The organism is Agrobacterium tumefaciens (genome assembly GCA_025559845.1).
Taxonomy (GTDB): Bacteria; Pseudomonadota; Alphaproteobacteria; order Rhizobiales; family Rhizobiaceae; genus Agrobacterium.
In genome coordinates this window covers 20,821-46,584 of sequence record CP048470.1, presented here as the reverse complement: position 1 = coordinate 46,584, position 25,764 = coordinate 20,821, and the positions used below count along the sequence as shown (strand labels likewise).

Here is a 25,764-nt window from a genome sequence, read left to right as displayed (position 1 = left end):
GTTTAATGATCGGGTGCTGTACGGAATGCCGGGCATCAAGGTCCCTTCGCCCTTTCGATCAGGACGTGCGGACGGTGCTCAAGACCCCAGGCGAGCTATTGCCGACTTACATCGGCTTAAAAGAACTTTCCATGAATCGAACGGCAAACCGCCCTCTTGGATGATGTGCAAATAACTGCGAGAGCCAATGTCAGACAGCATTCTTCGATACGTACCCACCGATCCGTTTTTTACACCTGCTGTGGACGACGCAACCGCGGCCATCGCGGTGCTTAGATCAATCGCCCCGAACGCGGAGCAGATATCGCATATCTTCGAAGAGAAGGTCGTGTTTTACAATCCGGGCGAAAACTGGTTAGGAGTGAAGTGCAGTTCTTGCGGAGCGGATGCAGAGCCATGGTGGGATGACGCCATGAACGCCGCTTTTGCGACAGACTTTGAAAACCTCGACGTGGCGGCTGGCTGCTGTGGCGCTCACTTGTCCTTGAACAATCTCAGGTACGTATGGCCAGCCGCGTTCGGTCGGTTCGCCCTGGAAGTTCTCAATCCGTACGTACCGGACACGACAGAAGAACAGGATTTGCAGGTCGCTCGTTCCCTCGGAACGTCGTTGAGGAAAATATGGGTGCGTCTCTGAGCGCTCCATCGGCCGCAGCGTTGGCTTTTGCGGTGTTGCTGATCCTACTTCTGATTCCGACCAGCCTTCGCCGCTAGGCGCCCCTTAATGGGGGCCGGTTCCGGCTTGGAGCGAAATGACACCCGAAGAATGTGCTTCGATGCACCATAAGTGGAGTTGAAAGCAACCGCTCGCCGTTCGATGTCGCGACAACCGGGCAACCTACACTGTCGTTAAGCCGGATCACCTTTGGGAAATTATCCGACGTGCGGATCGGTAAGCGTCGGAAGCCGATCGGAATCCCGGCCAATCCGAAGGGTAGCGTTCAGCCACGGGGAGAAATTGCTGTCAACGCCAGCGGGGCGGCCTCGTCACCGATCCCCATGAAGGCTTGACGCAAGCCATTCGGAATTGCGGCGTCTTTCGCCGCGCATTAATTTCGGAATATCCCATCTGTAGATGCCAGAGGAGCCAGATCTCAGCAAAACCCGTTTAACTTAAGGATTCTGTAGGCTCCAATCACAGCGCGGAGCTCGTCTTCAGAATTTCGATCTCCGTCGTTGGCGTCGGGATGGTGCATCTTGAGCCTTTCCTTGTAACGACCCTTGATTTCGCTGGCCGTGGCCTGGGTGGAAAGACCAAGCGTTTCGAAAGCTTTGGCTTCAAGTGCCTTCAGCTTTCTCTCTTGCTGACCGATCTTTTTCTGTCCCTGCGTGCCGGTTCTGCGCGCATTAAGCGTCTTCGCAGAGCCGGAGCGCTCCATTGACGGCATCGGGATCTCCGTTGCGTCCTGAACACGAGTTCCCCAGGTTTGACGGGAGCCGATCGTTGCCTCTTTCTGATAACGGGCGACGTCGGGATTCGTTGGTGCTGCCGTGTAGCTGTATCCCTTGTTGTAATCTTTCACATGCTCAAGACAGAAGAGAAGGAAAAGTCCTTCACCACCTGCTCCCACAGGCGCACGGTGGGTGCCGCTTTTTTCGCACCCATCCCACTGACATCTCGGACCTGAAGGTTCGCTGACAGAAGAGGACCTCGTACGAGTGGACCGGAGGCCGACGAATATTTTCGAATCTTGAGTCATGGTTACCTTATGGACTCAGAGGCTTGCCCGGGCAACACCGAGAAGTCCAAGTGCTCACCGACTCCAAGGGAGAACTCAACATCGCTGGTCGATTGATACGGGAACGGACTGTGTTTGCGAGTTCGTAAATCTTGGGTGGCATAGCCGAGAGCGAGCGGAAATATGAGGCGAGCTTTGATCGAAGATGTAACGGGCGCCTTGCTTTGGAGGCTGTTTGGCCGTCGCAATTCTCATCTTAGTCCAAATCCCTCTGAAACAGTGAACGCAATTCAATATCCGCACCTTGACTGAGCGCGCGGGTCCAAGCATTGGGGCATGGCGGTCGTTCTCACACGGGTACTGGTGCGTATTGTGTGCTCGACCGCTGTAACCGGATTGGAATGGAATGGCCTCGCAACTTGACTTCTTCGCAGCTCCTGCTGCGCCAACCGCGGCGCAAACTGCTCGACCGTCGGTTGCCGCGAACGATATGGGCGGCGCTGGTAATGAAGATATGGCACGCCGTCTGGAAGCGACCGGCAACTACCGCATCTTGAGAAAACTTCAGCCACGTCCGACCGTCACACGCCCACGGCCGGAATTTCCGCGCCAGGGGGTCATTCTCGATACAGAGACCACAGGCCTGAACTATCGCACCGACGAGATCATCGAAATTGGCGTGATCGCCTTCACCTTCAACGACGATGGAGAGTTTGGTGATGTGACAGGTGTCTATGGCGGACTTCAGCAGCCGACGATCACTATCCCTGCCGACATCACCCGCCTGACAGGTATAACAGATGAGATGGTCGCGGGGCACGTTATCGACACCGCTCGGCTGAATGCCCTTATCGAGCCTGCCGATCTCATCATCGCGCATAATGCTGCATTCGATCGTCCCTTCTGTGAGGCGCTTTCTCGGATTTTCGTCAATAAGGCCTGGGCCTGTTCCGTCTCGGAAATCGACTGGCCTGCGCGCGGCTTCGAGGGCAGAAAGCTCGGTTATCTGATCGGCCAATCCGGATATTTCCACGAAGGTCATCGCGCGGTCGATGATTGTTTCGCCCTTTTGGAAATCCTTGCGCGGGCCAGACTGGGCGCAACCATCACGCCGTTTTCGGAACTTTATCATGCCAGCCAGCGCACTCGCGTCCGAATTTATGCTGAGAACAGCCCCTATGACATGAAGGATCATCTGAGAGCGCGGGGTTACCGCTGGTCGGACGGTTCCGACGGTCGCCCGAAATCCTGGTGGGTGGAACTGTCCGAAGAGAAGCTGGAGGAGGAACTGCATTTTTTGCGGATGGAAATCTATCGCTGGGATGCCGATCCGCCGGTCAAGTATCTGACGGCGTGCGATCGCTTCCGGTCTTTCTGAATGGTCGGGAGGGGTCGTTGACAACCATTCTGGGAATCGATGCAGCCGAGTGGCGTCGCGTTGGTTTCCTCCATGGATAACAATTGGCACCTGATCTTCGCGGGGCCGTCCTACAGTCATCTTCTGGACCACGCCGAGGCGGGCGTGGTTTCCATTTCCAGGCCGTCAGGCTCGGTCCCGAAGGCTGCAACTCTCCTTGCTGCAGCAGGGAAAATCGCTGGAGTTCCGGTCGACCTTGTTGCCGTGGACATGCCCCTGTCTCTCGAGCCGATCAAGGCACGACGAGTTTCAGACAATCTGGTCTCGGCTCATTATGGCGCCCGGCATTGCAGTACGCACACGCCGAGCGCGACGCGGCCCGGCAAAATCAGCGACGATCTGAGAGGCAGTTTTGAACAGTGCGGATACCGGTTGCTGACGGAAAAGGTTGATGTGCCTGGCCTGTTGGAGGTCTATCCGCATCCGGCCTTGGTCGAATTGATGTGCGCCGAAAGGCGTCTGCCCTACAAGCACGGGAAGATCCGTAAGTATTGGCCAGGAGAAAGCCCCGCCGGCCGTCGCGCCAAGCTTTTCGAAACCTGGCGGAGGATCGTCGCCTGCCTTGATGAGAACCTACGAGGCGCGTCTGCTGTCTTGCAGCTTCCTCACTTCGAGGCGCCGTCATGGCAACTGAAGGCGTTCGAGGATACGCTCGACGCTGTCATCTGTGCATGGGTTGGGATATGCGCCTTCGAGGGCTCTGCCGTGCCGTTCGGGGACAAGACCTCGGCAATCTGGATTCCCCAATCAGAGCTCCTGACACTGCCGCGGGGCCTGCCATGATACAATTCCTGCGGCAATGGATCGAGCCTCGTCGGGCGATCCGCCGCCGTTGGTAGGACGCTGCCAGACGGCTTGCTGCCGTTGACCCGCTCAAAGCCTATTATCAAGTGCAGCGAAGAGCCGCATGCAATCGCGCACAAGGAAACGCCGGTGAATACTGGCATTGCACCAAGGTCGCCAGCGAAGTCGCGCGCATCGAGCCGCGTGCGGTGATAGACTTCGAGGTCCTCAAGGCAATTGCCGATCAGAAACCGCCGGTCGCGTGGCCAGTAATCATCCGATCTTCTCGATCACCTGCCGAATCTAGCAGCCGGAGCGTTCGTTCGTACTCTTCAGAACTATACTTCATCACTAGAGCAGTCTTCGAGATCAGAATTGGAATTGTTCGCAATGGTCCCGATTGCTGCCGTAGATGAGGATTCGGTGTGCATCGGTGATTTACTCCACACACTCAACAAGTTGGAGATAGTTTACCTATTTTGTGAGTCACCAAAGTATCATAGATATTGAAAAGAATGGCCGGCAAGTGATATCGATATGGAAATATTTCCAAATCAGCAGGTTTGCCATGCGATTTATTTTCTTTCTGCTCGCATTCGTCGGCATGTCCGGTAAATGCTATGCCGAATGGAACATGAACCAGGTCGACAAGAAATACTCTATAGTAAGGAACCAATGTATTGTTGAGACAATGCCCAAGACAAGACACCAGGGCGGTCTACCAATATGTTATGCGGCGGTAGCTGCAACCCTACTTGACGAATTCAAGTGTTATGAAAAAGACAACAAAATTGTGTAAGTGTGCCTGATGTGGAGAAGGTATCCATGATCGACCTGGCGCGTTTCAGCCAGAGGATCGAAGATCAGGACGATAAAAGAAATCGGTATAAATACGAAGGCATTCCGCAGGGCGGCAGCACTTATGACGTGTTGCTGAGTGTCTGGTATGCAGACAGTACCATCTCGCTCGATTGCGTGCCTGATAATGCACACTTTCTCAAAGGTGTCTCGCCGGACATCACCGGGGCGCTTGATGGCGGCATCCAAGGCGGCTTATGGGACAAGTTGAAGGGCTTTCACGAGATGTTAGGGGGGACCAGACTTACTCCCGAGCAAGCCATGGTTCTCAAGCGTGACTTCATTCTGCAGCCGGACATAGAGACGATTCAAACCGCATTCTCTCAAGCGCGATGGCCGCTGGTGCTGGACAAGTTACTTGTCCCGGAGAAATGTGCCGAGGCTTGGATGGACCAGCTCAGCACGGGTAGTCGCATGGACAAACCCAAGTTTTGGCCGAGTAATGAAGATCAGGACAAGGGTAAGCGACCTACCTACGCTGAGGTAATCAACCAGATCAGGGATGTCATCGCAAACCTGAAGAGGCCCTTGGCAATAAACTTCTGCGCGGTTCTGAAGCCTGAGTTCAAAAGCACCGCACAATGCGCTAGTGCCGGATTTGCTCATGCTGTTGTGATCGAAGGCTATCGCCAGATGTGCAATCGCTCGGGTGCCTGTGTTGACTCTCTCAAGGTTCGCAACTCTTGGGGGGATGGGTGGCAAGAGGCCAATAATGATGGCTGGATTGATGCAAAGACGCTTTTAAATGCAACCTTCTACGATACCCAGTTTCTAACTTGGCTGGAAAAAAAGCCCCCGGTGCAATACTAACGGTGTCGCCATAAACGGAGTTTTCTTGGTTCTCGCTGAGAACTGGCCCGATCCGCAGGAACCAAGCCCGCACAGATCGTCGCGCTGAAGACGACATTTCGAATTCTTCGTCTGCTTCATGGCGCACAGGAATGGCCAGACTGTCTGCCGGTAAGCTGATGACCACGCTCGCGTGGAGACCAACTGTTCTGATCCCATCAAGAGCAAGAATTTTGCAAGTCTCCCCGCGTTCAGGCCCCCGCAACCAACGATTCCTGCTTCTGCATCAAGCCCTTGCCACGCAAGGGCTTTTTGCGTTCTGGCCCTCATACCAGTCGTAGGTAAGTTTGACTCTCGCGGGGATTCCTGGCCTCCCTGACCTGAGCCCCTGAACTTCCTCCAGTTTTTGGGGATCAGAGCAGTCCCAGAGCAAGAAAACCCAAGACTCTCCTAAAAACTGGAGGGACGATGTGGCTCAGGTCAACAGGACAGTCATGTGACCAACGCGGTCAAGCCCTTCTTGGGTCACAAGCAAACGCCGAGGCAAAGCCTCACCGCAAGGCGCTCCCGGGTGGCCGACAAGTCCAGGGAAAGACATGCTGGTCGATCGGAGTGTGGGTCAAACCACACCAGGACGCCTTGCAGCGCCAGCCTACCAAGCGGTCGATCGGTATTTGAGACAAACCGCCCGGGAACTGGTTATCATCTTCTGACTGTCCGAGTGATGCACGAGGCCGCCGCCATGAGAAGGACGCCGATCATGAAGTGCTTGCTCCAAGGCATCGAGGACGAAGCCTGCATGCGCCGTCTGGCTCTGATGATGGAGCGGCAAAGACGGCCTCGACGGCTGGGCGCTTGAGCACCGGCCTGTCGAGCGTCCGGACCGGGGCCAATTCGCGCTCGTCTGTTTGTTTCTCCCTCGCCACGGTCATGTAGTCGGCCGCGACACCGCCGTCTTCTTCCATCTCCAAAACCTTAGTAGACCATCGGTTCCCGGATCTTCAAGCAGCCATCTCGCCTTGGTCGAGAAGATCGTTGTGCAGCTTTCGATAGCCGTAAACCTTGTCGCTCTCTTCCCATGCCTCCAGGAGCAGATCGGTCTGTTGCTTGTCCTCGCTGGTTCGCCTGCTCAGCGGGTTCTTCAGCCAAGTGTACCGGCAACACAGGGCGGATGCCTTCGCTTGGTTCGCAACCTAATGCTGATTTTCGGAAAAATACGGTTAGCCATTGATGCGCATCAACGCGGGCATTCGTCCAGATGGCATCGTTTTCGATCAGTTAAACGGTGAGGAAGCCGAATGCGAGAACGTCAAAGTGAGGAACAGGGCAGGCCAACCCATCAGCAAAAGAACGATAGGCATCTTGAACAAAAGCAGTCGTTTCAGGTGGCCGATTTCGAACTCCAGAAACACGGAGACGACGGCTGGAAGATTTTTGCTGTTTCCGACCGGGGTATCCATTGGATCGCAGGGAATTTTAACGAGTGGAGGAGTGGTGAGACGTTGCTCACATTGCAGGAAGCGAACAAATTTCTGCGTGAGGCGAGGAAATTTTCTCTTTGCACGAGCTACAAAGGTCTCAACGGTAAAACCATACTCTGACACATCTCTGTCAAGATCGGCTTGGGACGGGCCGCCGAAGTTGAATGATGGCCCTGTGGTTTCCGCTTTTTTGTTTCGCAAGAAGGAAGGGTTTAATTTCTTAGTCAGAGAGGTGGAGCAATGCTTGTGCGAGAAATGACCCACAATGAATGTCTGGCCGTACTCACGGAAGGGAGACTGGCGCGGATGGCATGTGCTAAGGACAGCACCCCTTATGTCGTCCCGATATACTACGCTTACTCCGGAAATAGTCTCTACGCCTTCTCGATGCCGGGAAAAAAACTGGATTTTCTTCGGTCGAACCCGCGTGCCTGTTTGCAGGTCGACAAGAGCCGTGGCGATCATCAATGGGTGAGCGTTATAGTTGATGCGGCCTTCCGCGAACTGCCCCAGGAAGACCCGCCCGGTGAGGAGCGGCTCCATGCCTGGTCGCTTCTCTCGCACCACTTTGACTGGTGGGAACCGGGTGGGCTGAAACCGCAACCGCAACCGCAACCTCTTCGCGCCGCTTCCCGGCATATATTCTTCGCTCTGGATATCAACGCCTTAAGTGGAAGAGAGGCGATGCTGGGTGAGCCTGAGCGGGTTTCGCCGCAATGATATGGATGCGGTGAATGCCAACTCAGTCCAGAGCGGGACTGATAAGAGAATGTCGACAAATGACCACGGGAGGTCTGCATTGTGACGATCTACGACGAACGTGAAAAAATGGCAGAACAACAATATGTCATCCAGATAGAAAAGCCGTTCAGGGTTCGCGCGCGGCGCGACAGATTACTGGCGAACTGGATGGCAATGTTGCTTGGTCGAGATATCGAGCGTTGTCTTGAAGAGATAATCGAAACTGATTTTACACGGGGTGAGGAAGGTATCCTAAAAAAACTGGAGCACGATATCGGCGTTCTGGGACTGTCGGGCGCGCATGAACTGATACGGGAAAAAATGCATAAATATCTCGCAGATGCCGTGCGCGAGGTCGAAGGGTCGATCGGGCAATAGCACAGGTGCCCGTGGCCGTGACGACGACACATGGACCGCCCGATCCGCCAGCACTCGCATGTCGCACCACGCGGACGCAGCAGGCCTAAAACTGTTGACTGTCGTGTTCGTTTTTCGCTGCTGACGGGCCCTGTGCCTTATCCCAATCGTTGCACCGTCTCCACACGCCTTGCCTGATATATGCTGCCGGGCTCGTCGTTTCGCGCCCGCTTTGGCAAAGGAGAAAACTTTCCGAACCCGAACCCGAACCCGTTGGCCGCCAAAATCAGTGGCCGGGTTGACCGCGGTCAATGGCAGTTCTCGCAAGTTCTCCGATCATGACCGCGTTTATAACGAGCAAAGGGGGAATGGTCATGTACGACAATACTCTTTGGCAGAACATTATAGATGCGCTCGACTTCGAACCCAGCATTGATGCGGTGAACATCGGCGTTGCTGTCGATGCGGATCACTTGCGAATTTACGGATCCTCGCGCGCCACAGCGCTGCTAGGCACGCAGCACAAGGACTGCTCGTTTCGAGCACGGTCGGGGAGGAGTGTATGATGTTCTCTACGCTACTGTATATCACCAAAGGTAAATCGGTTGAGCTGGAGGGCGATGCTGCTCTCAGACTGGCAGATGAGGTGGGCAGTCATCTTTCCGTTTTGTTGACGAGTGTCGCGTCGCCTCCGCCGGTCGGTGCACATATGGAAAGTGTCTCCACCGCGTGGCTTGGCGAGCGACAGGCGGATCAGGACAGGTTGGCCAGACGCTCTCTTGCTCTGAACACCTACTTCAAGGACAGGATTTCTTCATACGATATAGAAGAAGCCTATACCGAGATATTCAATATGGACAACGTCGTCGGTTATCGTGCACGATTTGCGGATGCCGTGGCCTTAGGTCCGGATATTCTGGGTGATCCGTCGCTACGCGACGCAGTCCTTGACGGAAGCCTTTTTCACGCGCGTGTACCCGTGCTGATAGACCCGCTCAGAAACTTCTCCTGGGACCAAAACTCGGTTCTCATCGCGTGGTCTGACACACCTGAAACAGCCGCTGCGGTCAGGGCAAGCATTCCGGTTCTGAAACGCGCGAGGTCTGTTCAGATCCTCGTTGTTGATCCGGATGGCGAACGGGAACTCGCGGCCGAACTGCGCTCCTACCTGGCCCATCATCACATCACGCCGTCGATAGACAGTCTGATGAGCCAGGGCCGGACCGTCGCCGAGACCGTCGAAGTCTACGCTGAACGCATTCAATCAGGGCTGATCGTCATGGGAGCCTATGGTCATTCGCGGCTACGCGAACGGATTTTCGGTGGCGCTACGCGTAGCCTGATTGAACAGATCAGGCGGCCGCTCTTTCTGGCACGATAAACACTTGGATGGACCCGACAGCCCGGCAGGTGCAGAGGGCGCAAGCCACACGGCTTCAAGTCAAAAGGTGAAAAGATGAAAGCTCTTGTTTTTCAAGGACCGGGCCAAAAAGCGCTTCTGGAACGACCCAAACCCGTAATTCAAGGAGTCACGGACGCAGTCGTGAGGATTACCAGGACAACCATTTGCGGGACGGATCTTCACATACTCAAAGGCGATGTAGCCTCTTGCGCGCGTGGACGCATTCTCGGACATGAGGGCGTCGGCGTCGTTGACGACGTGGGCGCTGCGGTGTCCCGCTTCAGGAAGGGTGATCGCGTTCTTGTTTCCTGCATTTCTTCGTGCGGCACGTGTGATTACTGTCGTCGGGGAATGTATTCGCACTGCGAAACCGGGGGCTGGATTCTGGGCAATACCATCGACGGTACGCAAGCGGAATTTGTGCGAATCCCGCACGCCGATACCAGCCTTTATCCCATTCCGGCGGATGCCGATGAAGAAGCCCTGGTCATGCTGAGTGACATCCTCCCAACGGGCTTTGAGTGCGGCGTCCTTAATGGCAAGGTTCAGCCCGGCAATACGATCGCGATCGTAGGTGCTGGTCCCGTGGGACTGGCGGCGCTTTTGACGGCGCAATTCTACTCGCCCGCCGAGATAATCATGGTTGACCTTGACGATCATCGACTCGCGATAGCTCGTCAATTCGGCGCGACGCATACTATTCGCGCCGATGAACCTGACGTGGTGGCGCGCATTTTCGAGTTGACAGATGGCAAGGGCGTTCACACTGCGATCGAGGCCGTCGGTGTGCCATCCACGTTCGAATTCTGCGAGGAGATTATCGCTGCCGGCGGCGTGATCGCCAATATCGGAGTTCACGGCCTCAAGGCAGACCTGCACCTTGAAAAGCTGTGGTCGCGGAATATCGCCATCACGACACGGCTGGTCGATACAACAAGCACGCCCATGTTGCTGCGCACGGTGAAATCCGGCCTCATCGACGCCGGGAAGATGATCACTCACCGCTTCAAACTGGACGATATTCTCGAAGCCTATGACACCTTCAGCCGGGCGGCCAGTACACATGCGCTCAAGGTCATTATCGAGATGCCGGCAGCACACGAGCAGGTTGTGCATTCAGACGACGGTAAGCGTGTTGCCGAGGGGAGAGGGCCAGATACCGGCGTCATTCTCTCCACGCGAGTGGGCCTGTTACTTGATGTGCGGCCCGTGCGAAGTGACGATGAACCGCATCTTGCGGAGCTTTTCAGGCATGTCACACCCCAGGACCTGCGCTTTCGCTTCTTCGGCGGTATCGGGGAGGTGAGCCATGAGCGCTTGGCGTCCATGACCCTGGTGGATCATCGGTTAACCGAAAACTATCTGGCTTTCCTCGAAGGGACGAATACGCTCATTGCATCCGCCCTGTTGTCTTGTGACGATGCAGAAAAGAAAGCGGAGGTCGCCATCGTCGTGCACGGCGACTATAAAAATAAGGGCGTTGCTTGGGAGTTGTTGCGCTATGTGTCGAACAGGGCGCGCGAAAAAGGCGTTCAAACGCTGCAATCGATCGAAAACCGAAACCATATTTACGCTGTCAACTTGGAAGAGGAACAGGGTTTCGTCGCAAGGCCGTACGAAGGCGACCCGACATTGGTCCTGATCGAAAAAAATCTCCGGTGAAGCGTCGATAAGTACCAGGCGATCTGCATGCAATCCCGATGCAGCATAAACAATCAGTCGAAGCGTATTGTTTCAGGTTTCAGCGTCGTCAAGCGCCCGCTTCATTTTTCGCAGTAGCACGGCGCGTTGTTTTTCGTCGGCTGCTTTCTCCATCCGCTCCTGCAGGTCGATGATCAGGGACTGGAAATCATTATGCCAATCTCGGTGTCCGACGTGGAGCGGTTCAAGTCGCGGCAGTTCCTGCTGCGTTGAAACAGCAAGGGCGCCTTCGCGCGTGAGGCGATAAGTTGAGTCCAATGCCGGTTCGATGATGGCAAATGTAGAGTTCATTGCCGCGAGGCTGGCGTTCAGACCGGCGATTGCCGGACGTTCGCCGTGCACCAGAAAAACCGCATGTTTGACGGGAAATCTGGCGGCAACCCACGCCGCCAGTTCAGGCCCGTCCGCATGACCGCTGTAGACGTCGAGTTTGCGAATATTGGCCCGTACGAAAATTTCATCGCCCTGGATACGAACGGTAGAGGCTCCGTCCTCCAAGATGCGGCCGAGCGTGCCGGAGGCCTGATAACCTACCAGCAGGACTGTTGCTTCTTCTCTCCACAACCAGTTCTTCAGACGATGGCGAATACGACCTGCCTCGCACATGCCGCTCGCCGCAATTACGATGTGAAAACCCTTGAGATTGTCTATGGATCTGGATTGTTCGGCCGTCTCTGTGAAGCGAATTTGCCGCGAGCGGAGTGCACGCGAGAGTAGCTCACCATTTTCGAGTTCCCGGGCGTGACGGCTAAAAACTTCTGTCGCCCGCGTTGCCAGTGGCGAATCGATAATGATTGGGCAACTTCTGATGGCGCCCGCATCAAGCAGGCTGAACAGATCCGCAAGAAGCTCCTGCGTCCGTTCGACCGCGAAGGAGGGAATGAGAAGCGCGCCGTTTTGATGACGGGCAGCGAGCTGCACCTCATCTCGCAGCATTTTTCGCCTTTGCTCCGGCGAGGGATCATTGCGATCGACATCACCATAGGTACTTTCGCAGACAAGATAATCCAGACCAGAAGGTCCCTCCGGTACAGAGTGGAACAGTTTGTGCTGCGGTCCGATGTCACCGGAGAAAAGCAGGTTCCGGCGCTCCGGGCCGTTTCCAACCTCAACTTCGACAGATGCAGAGCCGAGGAGATGGCCGGCATTCCAGAAGCGGAACCGAAAGGCGGGTGAAATCACCATCCATTGCTTCATGGGATAAGCTCGCATCTGGGGCAGGGCCGCAGATGCATCCATGGCTGTATAGATTGGGACGACGAGCTTTCGCCCCCGATGCTCGTTGCGGCGGTTGAGTTGTTCGACTTCCATTTCCTGGATATGGCCAGAATCGGGCAGCATGACTGCGCAAAGATCAAGTGTTGCAGCGGTGCAGAAAATGGGGCCAGAATAACCATCTTTTACAAGCTTAGGCACGAGGCCCGTATGGTCGATATGCGCATGGGTAAGGATGACGGCGTTCAATTTGGTGGGAGCGAAAGGAAAGGGACGGTAATTCAGCTCTTTTTCGGTTTTGGATCCCTGAAACAAACCGCAATCGATTAGTACGCGTTCGTCGCCGTACTCAATGAGAAAGCATGAGCCGGTTACCGCGCCGGCCGCGCCATGAAAGGTGATTGACGGGCTGTATGACATTTCGCCTCCTATCGCTTACATGCGCCTAAATGGCTGGCGCGGGCAACTGCAGAACGTTAGGGTCCGGGATTTCGGTCATAGTGACCTCCGTGGGTGGAAGGACGCTTGCCACGGATACGGCGTTCTCCAAAGCCACTCGAACAACCTTTGTCGGGTCAATAATGCCCTCCTCCAGTAGGAAGAGTTTCGACCATATCGACGGCTGGCGAGGTGTTCCATCCGTTCAGCAGGTGGCCGGAGGAGAAAAGATCGAGTGCGTGCCAAGATGCGGGCATGAAATCATCGAAAAGACGATCGACTTCCGCCCGAAGGGTTTCGAACGGCGACCAGAAATTTCCCGCGGGCGAAGTTTGGTTGGGGCCTCAGCCATGATAATTCTCCTGTTTTCCAATAAAGATATCGGTCGAAACAGCAGTTGAGAGCCATTTCAACTACTTGCGGCTCTTCAGTGAGCATGCCGATTCAACCGTGATGCTACGGGTCCGGCATTGATGGGGATCAATGCCACACTTCATCTGCCTTGCAATTCGCGGCCAGCAGGCCTGGCTTCTTGTGCACGGGATTCGGCAAACCTGTTGACGAAGATCATCGCGGGGCTGCGACGTTCGGTTCAGGCTTGGTTTATTGGTTGGACGATCTACGGGAAGGAGCCATGTAAATGTCAATCAAAACCATACTTGCTGCCCTCGGCGCAAAGCATGCTGCGGCGGATGTCGGTCAGGCGGTCGAGCTCGCCCGCGAGTCAGACAGCCACCTGTCCATTCTCGTTCTCGGGGCGGCGCTGTCGCCCGTGACGGCCGATTACCCTCTCACGACCGCCTGGCTGGAAGAGAGGCAGAATGAAATCGATGAATTGACAAGCGTGCGAGTAGAGGCGGAAGCCCTCTGTCAGAAAAATGGCGTGTCCTATGATGTGGACCAGATTTATGATGATCGCTTCATCCTTGAAAACAATCTCTGCACACGGTCGCTGTATGCCGATATCGTTCTTGCAGGCAACGGTATTCGAAAAGACGGCGATCTTCGCAAAACGGTCATTGCCGCAACGGTGTTCGATGCTCGCAGCCCGCTGGTTTTTTTGGCGCCGGAATTAAAAGCGACCCTCAAACCAAAAAAGGTGCTGCTTGCCTGGAATTCCCGGCCAGAAGCGGCTCGGGCGGCCAAGGAGGCCCTTCCGCTTCTGGTGGGGGCGGATGCCGTTCATATCGTTCTCGTCGATCCGGACGCCTCCTATTATTCGAATGGCGGGGAACCGGGGGCAGATGTGGCTACCTTTCTTTCCCGCCATGGCGTCAAAGCAGTCGTCGAGCAAGTGGCAAGCGCCGACAGACGTATAGAAGCGGTTCTGAGGCAGCGTGCACGCGAAATCGGCTGCGATATGATCGTCATGGGCGCCTATGGGCATTCGCGTCTGAGGGAGCGAATATTCGGGGGCGTCACGGCTTCGATTTTGGAGGAGTGCCAGATACCGGTCTTTCTTACCCGATAGCGATCAGGTGCGATCATCATGGTTGGCGCCGGTGGCGCCAGCCAGCCTTCATGCGGAGCGCCCGTAGCGCGTTAAGTACGACCGCGACGTCAATTGCCTCTTGAAGTAGTGCGCCCTCGACCGGTTTAAGAAAGCCGAGCGATGCAAAGATCATCGCGCCTACCGATAAGCCTATTCCGGCTATGACGCTCTGCATCGCGATCCGCCGGCAATCCCTTGCGATTTTGATGCCATCGCTGATGCGTTCGAGCCGCTCGGAGAGCAGAACCGCGTCTGCTGCTTCGGCCGCGGCCGCCGATCCGTGTAAGCCCATGGCAATCCCTACGTCGGCTGCGGCGAGCGCCGGCGCATCGTTCACGCCATCCCCGACCATCATGGTTTGCGCCAGATGTGCCTCCTTCCGAACAAGTTCGATCTTCTGTGCCGGTGTCAGCCCAGCGCGGATTTCGGACAAAGGCAAACCGCTGGTGATGGCACGGGCCACTTCGGCGCGGTCGCCGGTCGCGAGGATAAGACGGTTGAGCCCGAGTCGCTTCAACTCGGTCAGGGTTTCTCTGGCGCCCTCGCGAAGCGCGTCGCTGAAATGCAGGGTGCCGGCAAACCTGCCGTCGAGGGCAACGGCCGCGCTCATGATGTCAGCCCGATCGGGGGAGGGCGTATCGGCAACCTTCGAGGCAATGTACTCCAGGCCGCCAATGGCGACCTCGGTGCTTCCGACGTATCCCGAGATACCTTCGCCTGGCTTCTCCGATACATTGGTTGGCGGCGTCAGGACGAGGTCGCGCTCAAGCCCTGCGGAGACCACCGCACGTGCTGCAACGTGGTTTGAGCCCTGATCCAGCGAGGCGATCAGCCGCAGCAGTTCGTTCTCGTCCTTTACTGCATTAATGCCCACGAGATGTGGTTTGCCATCGGTAAGTGTCCCGGTCTTGTCCAGAACCAGCGTTTGTATCTGGCCGAGCTTTTCGAGAATGTCGGCGCCTTTAACAATAAGTCCAACGCCCGCGGCCCGCGACATGCCAGCTGTCCATGCAACTGGAACGGCCAGGATGAGAGGACAGGGGGTCGCAACGACAAGCACGGCCACGGCGCGAACGGGATCTTCCGTCAGCAGCCATGCGAGGCCGGCTATCGACAAAGTGACGCACAGGAAAGCGAAAGCATAACGGTCGGCCAGCCGTGACATGCGGGCCTTACTGGTATGTGCGGCCTCCACCAGCTTGACGATCCCGGCATATGTACTTTCCCTGGCCGATTTTGTCGCTGTCATTTCAAAGAGGTCGCCTGCATTGGCGGAACCGCTCATGATCGGCTGCCCTCTTTTTCTGTCAACTGGAAACGCCTCCCCGGTGAGCGCCGCCTCGTTCAGAACGGCGTCCTGGACAAGTATGCCGTCGGCTGGAATGATGTCGCCTCTGCGCACGACAAGCTGGTCGCCGGGTTCAACGAGTTCTATAGCGATCTCGTCCAGAATTTCCCCCCGACGGCGGGTCACGATTCGAGGCGCCCGCGTCAACAGCGCTGTCATCTCACGTCGGGCGCGACCCTCCGCGATACTTTCAAGATATTGCCCGCCGGAATACATCAAGGCGACTACAGCAGCAGCAAGATTCTCTCCGAAAAAAAGGGCAGAACTCATCGACAGCAGCGCAATCGTATCGAGGCCGAATTCCCGTTGGCGCAGGCTAATGACAATCTGAGCCGCAAGCGCCAGAATTACGACGAGTGTGGCAACTGTCAGCGCGCCGTCGTAGACTCCATCGAAACCGGCCAGCAAGCCCAGGAGGGCAACGGAAATCCCGCAAAGCGAGGTAATGACGAGGATTGGTCTGAATCGCTTCAGAAGATCGGCAAAGGACAGATGGTGCACAGCGGTTTCCCGGAAAAAAAGGTGAGGTCGATAACACCTGGATTGTGCCAGACCAGGTTCTGGGCCCGCTTGTTTCCGGAGCGAGCATCAAAGCAAATCCTCCTTGCGATGGCATGACGCATCATCCCGTGTAGATGGTCGTGGTGGGATCTGCGCTGCGTGACCGGCCGCTGACGAATTTCTCGACCTCTGTCACGACAAGGAGTGTTGCCGAGACTACCAGCATCAATGTCCATTCGAAAAGGGAGATGGGTGTTAGCGACAGGACATCCTGGAGCCAGGTGCTATGCATGGCGCCGATGTGAACAAGCTGGGATAGCCCGACGGAGACCATCAAGATCGGATTCCCAAAGAGGGGTGTCGCGAAAACAGACCGTCGTTCCGAACGGCATGCCACAGTCTGAACATTCTCGAACAGCACGAAGAGCAGAAGTAGCAGGTTGCGGGCTTGTTCTACCGTATAACCGGTCGCCAGAAGCCAGTAGAACACGACGAAGCCGCCACCGCCGATGACAAGGGTGGACTGGGCAATGCGGCGGATCATCACGCGATCGAAAATTGGCTCCCGGGGATGTCTGGGCGGCTGAGACAGCTCGTCACCCTCCGGTTTTTCACTCGCAAGCGCCACATCCTGAATGCCATTGGTGACAAGATTGAGCCAGAGAAGCTGGACGGGCAACAAGGGCATCGGAAAACCCAGCGGAATTGCAACAAGAAAGAGAAGGATCTCTGCTGCGCCCGTCGCCACGGACATCAAAATCACCTTGCGAATGTTTGCGTAGGCTGTCCGTCCTTCGCGGATGCCGCTTATGATCGATGCGAAATTGTCATCGGTCACAATGATATCGGCGCTTTCCTTCGCGACATCCGTACCTTTGAGGCCCATCGCGATCCCCACATGAGCATGCTTCAGCGCTGGCGCATCATTCACCCCATCGCCGGTGACGGCGACAAAGTGGCCGTTACGGGCCATGGATTGAACAATTGCGAGTTTCTGAACCGGGTCAACCCGAGCATAAATCCGAGCCTTTCCGGTGAGTTCGTCCAACTGGGTCGTTCCTGCCGCCTGTGCCCGGTCGACGGCTTCACCAGTGGTAATTTCTCCCGGCCCAACCTTGAATCCTGCCTGCCTCGCGATGGCCAGAGCCGTCCTGGGATCGTCGCCCGTCACCATTGCCAGTTCAACCCCTGCCGTCCTGCACTCCTCGATCGCCATGGGTACTTCCGGCCTTATCGGATCCTGCATGCCGACAAGACCCAGGAACACGAGGTCGACAAGATGATGCGGGCCAAAGTTCAGGTCAACTTCGCTACGAATCTCACCTTCCGCAAATGCCAGCACCTTCAGGCCGCAGCTCGCCATTGCATCCTTCTGGGCGATCAACGAACTGCGGTCAATGGGGACTGCGCTGTCATCCACCTTCATCCGGTCTGCCATCTCGATCAGTGTCTCGGGAGACCCCTTGGCGAAAACGCGAACATGCTCGCCGTCGCGATGGAACGAGGCGGCATATTTGAGGTCCGGCTCATAGGGGATGCGACTGATTAATGGAAAATCTGTCGATAACCGGGCCTGATCGAGACCAATTCTGGACGCTGCTACCAGCAGCGCGACGTCGACGCGATCACCAACGCCATCCATGCCGGAACCACTTTCTGTCAGTGATCCTTCGTTAGGTAAGGATGCGGCGCGCAAAAGAGCGGCGGTTCGCGCTCGAACGGCTGAAGGAGCGTTGTCAGCTCCAGCAAGGTCGCTCGTATAAAGATTACCGACGGCGTCAAGCTCGAAGCGGTTGCCACCCGGAAGGCGGATTTCAACAACGGTCAGTTCGTTGAGTGTCAGAGTGCCGGTTTTGTCAGTCGCGATCATCGTGCACGAACCCAGTGCTTCAACCGCCGGCATGCGGCGCACGATGACATTCTGATTTGCCATGTGACGCATGGCGACGGCCAGTGCAATGGAGATGGCGATCGGCAGTCCTTCGGGTATAGCGCTGACAGCCAGTCCCACCGACATCAGGAAAAGCTCGTTCCAAGGCAAATCCTGAAAGAAGCCGATTGCGACCAATATCACGGATGTTACGCCGACCGTCCAGGCGATAAGGTTCGAGAAATGTGAAAGCCGGATCATCAACGGCGGCTGGGCGGTATCTGCCTTGCCAATCTCTACGGCGATCTTGCCGACTTCAGTGGCTTGGCCGGTGCCGGTGACAATTCCCCTGCCGCGACCACGCGTGATCAGAGTGCCGGCAAAGACAACGCACGATCCGTCCTCTGTATCGCGTATGCCGAAAGGCCCTGCTGTCTTTTTGATCGGGGCAGACTCGCCCGTCAGGAGAGATTCGTCACAAACGAGGTTTGTGGTTTCGATCAGATCAATATCGGCGGGAACCCGCTGGCCGGCATCAAGTACGACCAGATCTCCAGGCACCAGACATCGCGCCTCAACCTCACGCATCTCACCGTCGCGAATGATCGTTGCATACGGCTGCTCAAGTTTACGGAGCGTCGAGGCTTCCCGGCCTGCGGTGTATTCCTGCAGAGTTCCGATTATCCCGTTCAATAACAACACTGCGCCAATAAAGGCGGCATCCTGCACCTCGCCGGCGAAAAATGAAACGGCTGCGGCTAGTAACAGGATATAGATCAGCGGGCTGCGGAACTGCCGCACGAAAATCGTAAATGGCGAGGGAGCATCACCTCCCGGTAAGACGTTTGGTCCGTATAGACTGAGACGGGCCTGTGCATCTGCCTCTGAAAGGCCTTTTGCCCAGACCCCGGACTGTCGTAACGGTGCGGTCGTAACGGCCATGTGCGTTCCTTTTGACTGCTTCCGCAATGCGATCTTCAGAACCTGCCTGATACAAATCGGAATGCGCCTTTCGTGTAGCGTTTTGAGGTTCGCTGTCGCCGAAAGATCGGAAGATGCCCTCGGGGATCATTTTGCCTGTCGCGCAATGTCGGGCATTGATCGCGGTCAATTCCAGGTAGCGCGATTTACGTTTGATCTGCCGACCGAGACGGGTTCGACCATTTCCAGTCGCGGATCTCCGGCATATCCTCGCCATGTTGCCGAACGTAACGATCATGCTCGGTGAGTTTTTCTCTCAGCATGCGAATGACGCCAGGAACCTTGTCTTTCAATCCCGGCACCCTGTCGATTGCCGACAGGGCGAGATGAAACCGGTCAAGTTCATTCAGAACGGTCATATCGAACGGCGTTGTCGTCGTGCCCTCCTAAATGAAGCCGCGCACGTGAATATTGCGATGATTGGTGCGTTTACAGGTCAGACGATGACTAGCGGCCCCCTATAAAGGCAGATAGAATGGGAGCGGCCCTTCCCGCAGCTTCAGCATCAATGGCCGGTCCAAAAGATCCACCGATGCCTTCGATACGTCTCGGTATTGCTCCGTCAGACGGAAAATACCGATTTTTACCGGTGAGGAACCGGAATTAAACGTCAGCAGAAGCTTGCTTCAAATTTTCTGTTTGCGGCACGTATTCCGCTACGTCATTGCTTACTAGAATAGCGATAGTGCGCGTCCCTATGAAAGATCGGTGATTGTTCATCTATCGGCGATCACCCGGGGCCAGTGCCCTGACATTGCGCAATCACCCGCTGTTTTTTGGTTCGCCAGTGCAAATTATGCTCCTTCGAACGCCGTTGATCGCTGTCAATGCGAATACTATTCGACGCCCGATGATCGACAAGGTCATTCAGGAGATTGGAAATGTCGGGAGATTACGAGGTTGGTTCGCTCACTGTTGCCAATGTAGCCCGTGCCTATGCCGTCATCCAGCATCTATTTTCCGAAGTATCCTTCCAGCAATGGCAGGCGGCCACGGACACCGATCGCAAACGGCGTGATTGGTTGACTGTCACTGATACCGCGGGCGCGGTGCGCGGCCTCTGCTATATGTTCGTCACCGGCCATCCGTTATCCCTTCAAATGGAAGTTCCGGTTTTTGCTTCCTTCAGTCTGTTCGACGAGAGGAACATTGCGCGAATGCTGTTTGATGGAACCAGGGGAAAAGCCCGGGAATTGAAATGCAAGCGCATTCATTTCTGGCCTGCTGGACCCAAAGGCTGGTCTATTGTCACGAACCCCAACAGGCGGCCCCCGACTGTGGGTCTCGTCTACGATCTTCAGACCGCTGATGAAGGCGTGCCTTCCAACAATGCAGCGAAAACGTAACCAACACCACGAACTGATTTGATGATACCTGGATGCTTGCTGTCGATTTCTATCTTGCGGCGAAGACGCGCGACCTGTGTGTCGATCGACCGATCGAATGTATCAAGGTGGCGTGCTCGTGTTTCTTCCATCAGAAACTCACGCGTTAAAACCCGTCCCGGATGCCTGACAAAAGTGACGAGCATGTCGAACTCACCGGTGGTGAGATCGAGTTCACGACCGTCTCTGGCGAGAAGTGTGCGACAGGACACATCGAGCGACATACCTTCGAAGCGAAATATCTCATGTCGCTGCTGAGGACCTCCTGATATACGACGGCGCAGAACGGACTTCAGTCTTGCATGCACCTCGCGAAGATGGAACGGCTTGGTAATATAGTCATCAGCCCCGAGCTCGATACCCAAAATCCTATCGACCACGTCGTCGCGACCTGTCAGCATGATAATCGGAACATCCGTAGCCGGTCGGATTTCTCGAACAAGATCAAGGCCGTCCTGTCCTCCGGGGAGCGTGAGATCGAGCAGAATGGCGTCGACCTGATTGTGCCTCAGATGCGACTTCATCTGGACACCATCAGCCGCAGCGCTCACTCTGTATCCTTCTCCTTCAAAAAAACGCGTTAGCATATCGCGAACCCGCGCATCGTCATCGACAACAAGCAGATGGTGTAGCTCTCCAGCCATTTTCACAATTCCGCGTTACAATTTGTCACAGATCGAAACCTGTCGTCTTCTTTCCGGCATAACTCCGTTATTTTTGTCGTGCTTACTCCACTGAAAACCAGATGGAGGACATCATGCATATTTTGGATGAGCTTTGCCCACCTGCTCGTGAAATTCCGGCGCCCGTCGATGGGAGATATTGGCTGCGGGACGTTTTCCGTCACCAGCCGGCAGAACATCTAGTGGCCGGGCGTTCGGTGTTTCTTGAAGGTGACGAAGCAAATCATGTTTTCCAGATTACAGAAGGTGTACTGCGACTGTTTAAAATTATAGCAGATGGCCGTCGCATCATCACTGGGTTTCTTTATGCCGGCGACATTCTTGGCATATCTGCAAGAGGCCGCTATCTCTATAGTGTGGAAACAGTGTCTCGCACGACCTTGCGGCGTGTCACGCGCAGACAGTTCGAATATGCCATAAGCGAAAACCACAGACTCCAGCCAGAAATTCTTTCCGTTGTCTCCGACGAGATAGCCGCAGCCCAGGAGCAGATGGTGCTGCTGTCCACCAAGAACGCCGAAGAGAGGCTTTGTACGTTTCTCATGAAGTTCCCGGTGCGCAACGAGCTGCCCGGAGAACATGTAAGAAGGGTGGAACTTCCTATGTGCCGACAGGATATAGCCGACTATCTTGGAATGACGATCGAAACCGTATCGCGTACCTTCACGAGACTGATCAGCAAGGGCGTTGTGCGGATTGAGAATGCCGTTGCACGTCAGACTATCCTGATCGAGAAGCCGCTTCTGCTTGCACAATTGGCAGGCGACGACGATGATCGTTTCGGCGTGCGGCAGACGGTCGTTCATGGTGGGCGACACCGCTATCAGTGAACGCTGCTCGATAGGACAAAGATGCCTGAAACTTCGGAAATGGAAGAGCGTGGCAGGCTACAACTTCAGGCCGTTACCACACTTCTGGATGATGCCAGTATCATCGTCCACGAAATGGACGGAACGATTACGAGATGGACTAGGGGCTGCGAACATCTTTACGGCTGGAGCAAAGAGGAGGCGACCGGAAAAATCGTTCACCAGCTTCTTTCAACTCTGTTTCCATTGCCGTTGTCCGAGCTTCGAAGACAGGTTTCCAAACATGGGGCATGGAGTGGCGAGGTTGTTCACCATCACAAGGACGGTCACAGGCTTCTGATTGCAACGCGATGGGTATTCGTTGATTTTGGCGGTGACCGTTCACCCGTTATCGTCCAGACGAACAATGATGTAACGGACATGAAAAGAATGCAGGATGAGTTGGCCCGGCGCGAGGCGCATCTTCTTTCTATCCTGGAGACGGTGCCCGACGCGATGGTGGTCATCGACGCCGGCGGTATTGTCTCGTCTTTCAGTGCCGCTGCGGAAAGGCTCTTCGGTTACGACGCGGACGAGGTTATCGGACACAATGTGAAGATGCTGATGCCGAACCCCGACCGGAAAGCGCATGATGGATACATCGCGCGTTATCTGTCCACGGGTGAAAGACGCATCATCGGCTACGGACGTGTGGTGACCGGGCAGCGCAAGGATGGGTCACGCTTCCCGATGGAGCTGTCGGTGGGCGAGGCGATCGCCAATGGCAATCGCATTTTTACCGGTTTTGTCCGCGATTTGACCAGCAGGCGAAAAATAGAGGAGGAGCTGCGCCAATCGCAAAAAATGGAGGCGATCGGGCAGCTGACCGGAGGACTGGCGCACGACTTCAACAACCTTCTCACGGTTATCAGCGGCAATCTTGAAATGGCTGAGAGCAGGCTCAGCGATGAGGGTGTCCGGCATCTGCTTCGTGAAGCTCAGGATGCTGCGCAGGACGGCGCAAAACTAACGAACCAGCTTCTGGCCTTTGGTCGCCGACAGTCGCTCAACCCACGGCAGTCGGACATCGCCGAACTCGTCGGCGCGATCTCTGATTTGTTGCGGCGGACACTCGGTGAGGCGATCGAATTCAAAACGATCGTGACTGGTTTTCGCAACGAGGCATTGGTCGATGGCTCGCAATTGCAAAATGCTCTTCTCAACCTGGTCATCAATGCCCGCGATGCCATGCCGAAAGGCGGAAGGCTGTCGATCGAAATATCGCGTGTCAAGCTGGATGTGGACTACGCGCGTATGTATCCGAACTTAAAACCAGGCAACTATGTGCTGATATCGGTCACCGATACGGGGACAGGCATGACGGCGGAGGTTCAGGAAAAGGCGTTCGAACCCTTTTTCACAACCAAAGACGTCGGAGCCGGTACCGGCTTGGGTCTGAGCATGGTTTATGGCTTCGCCAGACAATCCGGTGGCAACGTTCAGCTCTATAGTGAGCAGGGTCATGGGACAAGTGTACGTATTTTCCTCCCCGCGGCTGAGGATGCCGCTATGCCACCGGAGGGTGATATCAAGGATGTCTCAGCCCCGATTGCTCTTGGCGGCGGTGAACGAATTCTCGTCGTGGAGGACGACGCCCGCGTACGCCGTGTGGCTGTCGCTCGGCTCGTCGCGCTCGGTTACAGTGTCGTGGAGGCGTCCAACGGCGCCGAGGCGCTCCAGCAGCTTGAACGCCATTTTGACATCGCGCTTCTTTTTTCCGACATCGTGATGCCGGGTAGTATCGCGGGCGATGAGCTTGCTGACCTCGCGCGCGGTTTGCGGCCCGATCTCAAAGTTCTGTTTACGTCGGGTTATGCGGAGCCCGCGGTCGCGGAACGGCAGTTGGCCATGAAGGGAAGCTGGCTTAAAAAACCCTATACCGCCCGTGAACTGGCCGTCAGACTACGCGAACTCCTCGACTAGGAGGCAGTGTGCTATGACGATCACGATGGTGACCATATTGGCCTTTGAATAGCGTCTCGTTTTGCTTTTCCCGGTACCCATCAAAGCGTCCCATGGCCGCAAGCGCCTTGTCGAGGAGGGCTTCCCGGCGTTCAAAACTTTGATCGTTTTCTACAATCTTGCTGTCTTGCGTGTCGGTGGAGAAGTCAGCTTCAAGATATTTGCAATCTCGTCGCAACAGGCTTTTACTCCTGGACGTGTCGATCCTTCGCCACTTCATATCGCCTATCCGTCGGGCAAGTTGCATTTGTAATATGTCGACGGTGGCATCCGATGGTCCACCGATCCGGTCTTGAATACGTCTCCAAAGGATTGCGGGGTCCGTATCCAGCCAAAATCCGCGAAAGTCAGCTCGGTTTGCTCGTGCCGCGGCTTCTATGGTGCTACGATGATCGGCGCGATTAAAGACTGCATCTGCCACCACGTAACTGCCGTCCGCCAGAACGACATGCGTTCTTAAAACCATTTCTGCGTAGACTCGCTCAGATACCTTCTTGCCATATGCCGCCTCGGGGAACCGCGTTTCGGCCGGAACGCCGTGCAAGGCCTTGCGGATACGATCACTTTCAACGATGCGCGCGCCAGGCGCCGGGCCGAGCAAAGGGCGATAATTTCCGCGACGTTCGTTTTTCCAGAGCCGATCAAGCCGCCTATGGCGACCAACTCGGGTGACCAAATGTCCAGCACGTGTTTATTGCCGATGACAACTGACCCGGCGTTAGAGTGTACCCTTCGGGCTGGACCACGGGACCCTGAAAAACTGATACACTCTGCGGACTGGCGACCGGCGCAAAGAATTGCGACGGTCGTCCGCCACCGAGCTTCAGGTTCGGACGAATGCCAAGAGGTCGGCGTTGAGCGTGTCTGCATTGACGGTGAGCATGCCGTGCGAGAAGCCGGGATAGGTCTTCAGGGTGCCGTTCGCCAGAAGCTTGATCGCCTTGTGCGCCGCATCGGCAATCGGCACGATCTGGTCGTCTTCGCCATGCAGCACCAGCGTCGGAACCGTGATGGCCTTCAGGTCGTCCGTCTGGTCTGTCTCGGAAAACGCCTTGATGCCGTCGTAATGGGCTTTGGCGCCGCCCATCATGCCCTGACGCCACCAGTTCTGGATCACGCCTTCCTGAACCGTCGCACCGTCACGGTTGAAACCGTAGAACGGGCCGGCCGGAACATCGCGGAAGAACTGCGCACGGTTGGCGGCAAGCGCCGAGCGGAAACCGTCGAACACCTCGATCGGCAGACCTTCCGGATTGCCAGCCGTCTTCAGCATCAGCGGTGGAACGGCGGCAACCAGAACGGCCTTGGCGACACGGCCCGACGGCTGGCCATGCTTTGCGACGTAACGGGCAACCTCACCGCCACCGGTGGAGTGACCGATGTGAACGACGTTCTTCAGATCGAGCGCCTCGACAACGGCAAAGGCGTCGGCGGCGTAATGGTCCATGTCGTGACCGTCGGCCACCTGAGCGGAGCGGCCATGGCCACGCCGGTCATGGGCGATCACGCGAAAACCCTGCGACAGGAAGAACAGCATCTGTGCGTCCCAGTCGTCCGACGACAGGGGCCAGCCGTGATGGAACATGACCGGCTGGGCATCCTTCGGGCCCCAGTCCTTGTAGAAAATCTCGACGCCGTCCTTGGTGGTTACAGTGCTCATGGTCTTGTCTCCTTCGATAGCGGTTGGGGACACAGCGTTGGTGGCCATACCAAATGCGGTTGGGAGTGCCGCATACGCAGCAGTAGCCGCTGCGGAGAGCAGCACACCACGGCGGGTAAATGGGGGCAAAGTCTGAGTCATTTTAACGTCCTGCGATACAAACTTTGCGTTTC

General features: G+C 56.0%; 18 protein-coding genes and 4 pseudogenes. 14 read left to right on the top strand and 8 right to left on the bottom strand.

The genetic code is table 11. The annotated features are described in order from the left end of the window. Positions 1–301: 301 nt before the first annotated feature. On the top strand, positions 302–637 hold the full coding sequence (locus FY156_16765) for a hypothetical protein (protein ID UXS05126.1): 336 nt from the start codon (positions 302–304) through the stop codon (positions 635–637). Between the two features lie 457 nt (positions 638–1,094). On the opposite strand, the gene FY156_16760 is transcribed toward FY156_16765, so the two are convergent. Continuing rightward, positions 1,095–1,700, bottom strand: a complete 606-nt coding sequence (locus tag FY156_16760) for a J domain-containing protein (GenBank protein UXS03227.1) — start codon at positions 1,698–1,700, stop codon at positions 1,095–1,097. Between the two features lie 385 nt (positions 1,701–2,085). On the opposite strand from FY156_16760, the gene FY156_16755 reads away from it, so the two are divergent. From FY156_16755 to FY156_16715, 9 genes and pseudogenes are all read left to right on the top strand, one after another. Continuing rightward, entirely contained in the window at positions 2,086–3,057 is a 972-nt protein-coding gene (locus tag FY156_16755; protein ID UXS03226.1) for a 3'-5' exonuclease, read from the top strand. Positions 3,058–3,074: 17 nt separating this feature from the next. Further along, positions 3,075–3,879: pseudogene (locus FY156_16750) on the top strand (DUF429 domain-containing protein). Positions 3,880–4,704: 825 nt separating this feature from the next. Continuing rightward, positions 4,705–5,547, top strand: a complete 843-nt coding sequence (locus FY156_16745) for a hypothetical protein (GenBank protein ID UXS03225.1) — start codon at positions 4,705–4,707, stop codon at positions 5,545–5,547. Between the two features lie 1,277 nt (positions 5,548–6,824). Next, the gene (locus FY156_16740; GenBank protein UXS03224.1) at positions 6,825–7,127 is read left to right on the top strand and encodes a hypothetical protein; all 303 of its coding nucleotides are present in this window, start codon (positions 6,825–6,827) and stop codon (positions 7,125–7,127) included. A 120-nt stretch (positions 7,128–7,247) separates the two neighbouring features. Further along, positions 7,248–7,727 (top strand): pyridoxamine 5'-phosphate oxidase family protein, encoded by a 480-nt coding sequence (locus FY156_16735; GenBank protein ID UXS03223.1) that lies wholly within the window; start codon positions 7,248–7,250, stop codon positions 7,725–7,727. An 81-nt stretch (positions 7,728–7,808) separates the two neighbouring features. After that, positions 7,809–8,126: a DUF1476 family protein gene (locus tag FY156_16730; GenBank protein UXS03222.1), complete on the top strand. Its 318-nt coding sequence runs from the start codon at positions 7,809–7,811 to the stop codon at positions 8,124–8,126. Positions 8,127–8,479: 353 nt separating this feature from the next. Beyond that, a pseudogene (locus tag FY156_16725) lies at positions 8,480–8,569 on the top strand (ornithine aminotransferase). A 98-nt stretch (positions 8,570–8,667) separates the two neighbouring features. Then, on the top strand, positions 8,668–9,486 hold the full coding sequence (locus tag FY156_16720; protein UXS03221.1) for a universal stress protein: 819 nt from the start codon (positions 8,668–8,670) through the stop codon (positions 9,484–9,486). Between the two features lie 75 nt (positions 9,487–9,561). Further along, positions 9,562–11,169 (top strand): GNAT family N-acetyltransferase, encoded by a 1,608-nt coding sequence (locus tag FY156_16715; GenBank protein UXS03220.1) that lies wholly within the window; start codon positions 9,562–9,564, stop codon positions 11,167–11,169. A 72-nt stretch (positions 11,170–11,241) separates the two neighbouring features. On the opposite strand, the gene FY156_16710 is transcribed toward FY156_16715, so the two are convergent. After that, entirely contained in the window at positions 11,242–12,843 is a 1,602-nt protein-coding gene (locus FY156_16710; GenBank protein ID UXS03219.1) for an MBL fold metallo-hydrolase, read from the bottom strand. Positions 12,844–13,501: 658 nt separating this feature from the next. On the opposite strand from FY156_16710, the gene FY156_16705 reads away from it, so the two are divergent. Continuing rightward, entirely contained in the window at positions 13,502–14,332 is an 831-nt protein-coding gene (locus FY156_16705) for a universal stress protein (protein UXS03218.1), read from the top strand. A gap of 16 nt (positions 14,333–14,348) precedes the next feature. Here the strand turns inward: FY156_16705 and cadA are convergent, their stop codons facing one another. The 3 genes and pseudogenes from cadA to FY156_16690 form a co-directional block, all read right to left on the bottom strand. Next, positions 14,349–16,109 carry a cadmium-translocating P-type ATPase gene (gene cadA / locus FY156_16700; GenBank protein UXS05125.1) on the bottom strand — a complete coding sequence of 587 codons (1,761 nt, stop codon included), beginning with the start codon at positions 16,107–16,109 and terminating at the stop codon, positions 14,349–14,351. A 214-nt stretch (positions 16,110–16,323) separates the two neighbouring features. Next, entirely contained in the window at positions 16,324–19,014 is a 2,691-nt protein-coding gene (locus tag FY156_16695) for an HAD-IC family P-type ATPase (GenBank protein UXS03217.1), read from the bottom strand. Between the two features lie 185 nt (positions 19,015–19,199). Beyond that, positions 19,200–19,499 (bottom strand): annotated as a pseudogene (locus tag FY156_16690) (hypothetical protein). Between the two features lie 435 nt (positions 19,500–19,934). On the opposite strand from FY156_16690, the gene FY156_16685 reads away from it, so the two are divergent. Further along, positions 19,935–20,399, top strand: coding sequence for a hypothetical protein (locus FY156_16685; protein UXS03216.1), 465 nt, complete (start codon positions 19,935–19,937; stop codon positions 20,397–20,399). On the opposite strand, the gene FY156_16680 is transcribed toward FY156_16685, so the two are convergent. After that, positions 20,351–21,082 carry a response regulator gene (locus FY156_16680; GenBank protein ID UXS03215.1) on the bottom strand — a complete coding sequence of 244 codons (732 nt, stop codon included), beginning with the start codon at positions 21,080–21,082 and terminating at the stop codon, positions 20,351–20,353. The two genes, FY156_16685 and FY156_16680, sit on opposite strands and share 49 nt — an antisense overlap. 113 nt (positions 21,083–21,195) lie before the next feature. Here FY156_16680 and FY156_16675 point away from each other — a divergent pair, with 113 nt between their 5' ends. Further along, positions 21,196–21,951, top strand: a complete 756-nt coding sequence (locus FY156_16675) for a helix-turn-helix domain-containing protein (GenBank protein ID UXS05124.1) — start codon at positions 21,196–21,198, stop codon at positions 21,949–21,951. A gap of 21 nt (positions 21,952–21,972) precedes the next feature. Continuing rightward, a complete protein-coding gene (locus tag FY156_16670) occupies positions 21,973–23,892 on the top strand; it encodes a PAS domain S-box protein (protein ID UXS03214.1) in 1,920 nt (639 codons plus the stop codon). Here the strand turns inward: FY156_16670 and FY156_16665 are convergent. Both FY156_16665 and FY156_16660 read right to left on the bottom strand, forming a co-directional pair. Further along, positions 23,867–24,801: pseudogene (locus FY156_16665) on the bottom strand (AAA family ATPase). The gene FY156_16670 and the pseudogene FY156_16665 overlap by 26 nt on opposite strands. After that, complete coding sequence (locus tag FY156_16660; GenBank protein UXS03213.1) at positions 24,755–25,732, bottom strand: alpha/beta hydrolase; 978 nt, start codon at positions 25,730–25,732, stop codon at positions 24,755–24,757. The pseudogene FY156_16665 and the gene FY156_16660 overlap by 47 nt, the downstream one beginning before the upstream one ends. Positions 25,733–25,764 lie beyond the last annotated feature (32 nt).

What these genes read in the sequence shown, in the direction of transcription:
- FY156_16670 (UXS03214.1), top strand. Translation starts at nt 21,973, where the DNA reads ATGCCTGAAACTTCGGAAATGGAAGAGCGTGGCAGGCTACAACTTCAG.
- FY156_16735 (UXS03223.1), top strand. Translation starts at nt 7,248, where the DNA reads ATGCTTGTGCGAGAAATGACCCACAATGAATGTCTGGCCGTACTCACG.
- FY156_16740 (UXS03224.1), top strand. Translation starts at nt 6,825, where the DNA reads ATGCGAGAACGTCAAAGTGAGGAACAGGGCAGGCCAACCCATCAGCAA.
- FY156_16675 (UXS05124.1), top strand. Translation starts at nt 21,196, where the DNA reads ATGCATATTTTGGATGAGCTTTGCCCACCTGCTCGTGAAATTCCGGCG.
- FY156_16760 (UXS03227.1), bottom strand. Translation starts at nt 1,700, where the DNA reads ATGACTCAAGATTCGAAAATATTCGTCGGCCTCCGGTCCACTCGTACG.
- FY156_16755 (UXS03226.1), top strand. Translation starts at nt 2,086, where the DNA reads ATGGCCTCGCAACTTGACTTCTTCGCAGCTCCTGCTGCGCCAACCGCG.
- FY156_16745 (UXS03225.1), top strand. Translation starts at nt 4,705, where the DNA reads ATGATCGACCTGGCGCGTTTCAGCCAGAGGATCGAAGATCAGGACGAT.
- FY156_16710 (UXS03219.1), bottom strand. Translation starts at nt 12,843, where the DNA reads ATGTCATACAGCCCGTCAATCACCTTTCATGGCGCGGCCGGCGCGGTA.
- FY156_16705 (UXS03218.1), top strand. Translation starts at nt 13,502, where the DNA reads ATGTCAATCAAAACCATACTTGCTGCCCTCGGCGCAAAGCATGCTGCG.
- FY156_16680 (UXS03215.1), bottom strand. Translation starts at nt 21,082, where the DNA reads ATGGCTGGAGAGCTACACCATCTGCTTGTTGTCGATGACGATGCGCGG.
- FY156_16685 (UXS03216.1), top strand. Translation starts at nt 19,935, where the DNA reads ATGTCGGGAGATTACGAGGTTGGTTCGCTCACTGTTGCCAATGTAGCC.
- FY156_16715 (UXS03220.1), top strand. Translation starts at nt 9,562, where the DNA reads ATGAAAGCTCTTGTTTTTCAAGGACCGGGCCAAAAAGCGCTTCTGGAA.
- FY156_16695 (UXS03217.1), bottom strand. Translation starts at nt 19,014, where the DNA reads ATGGCCGTTACGACCGCACCGTTACGACAGTCCGGGGTCTGGGCAAAA.
- FY156_16660 (UXS03213.1), bottom strand. Translation starts at nt 25,732, where the DNA reads ATGACTCAGACTTTGCCCCCATTTACCCGCCGTGGTGTGCTGCTCTCC.
- FY156_16720 (UXS03221.1), top strand. Translation starts at nt 8,668, where the DNA reads ATGATGTTCTCTACGCTACTGTATATCACCAAAGGTAAATCGGTTGAG.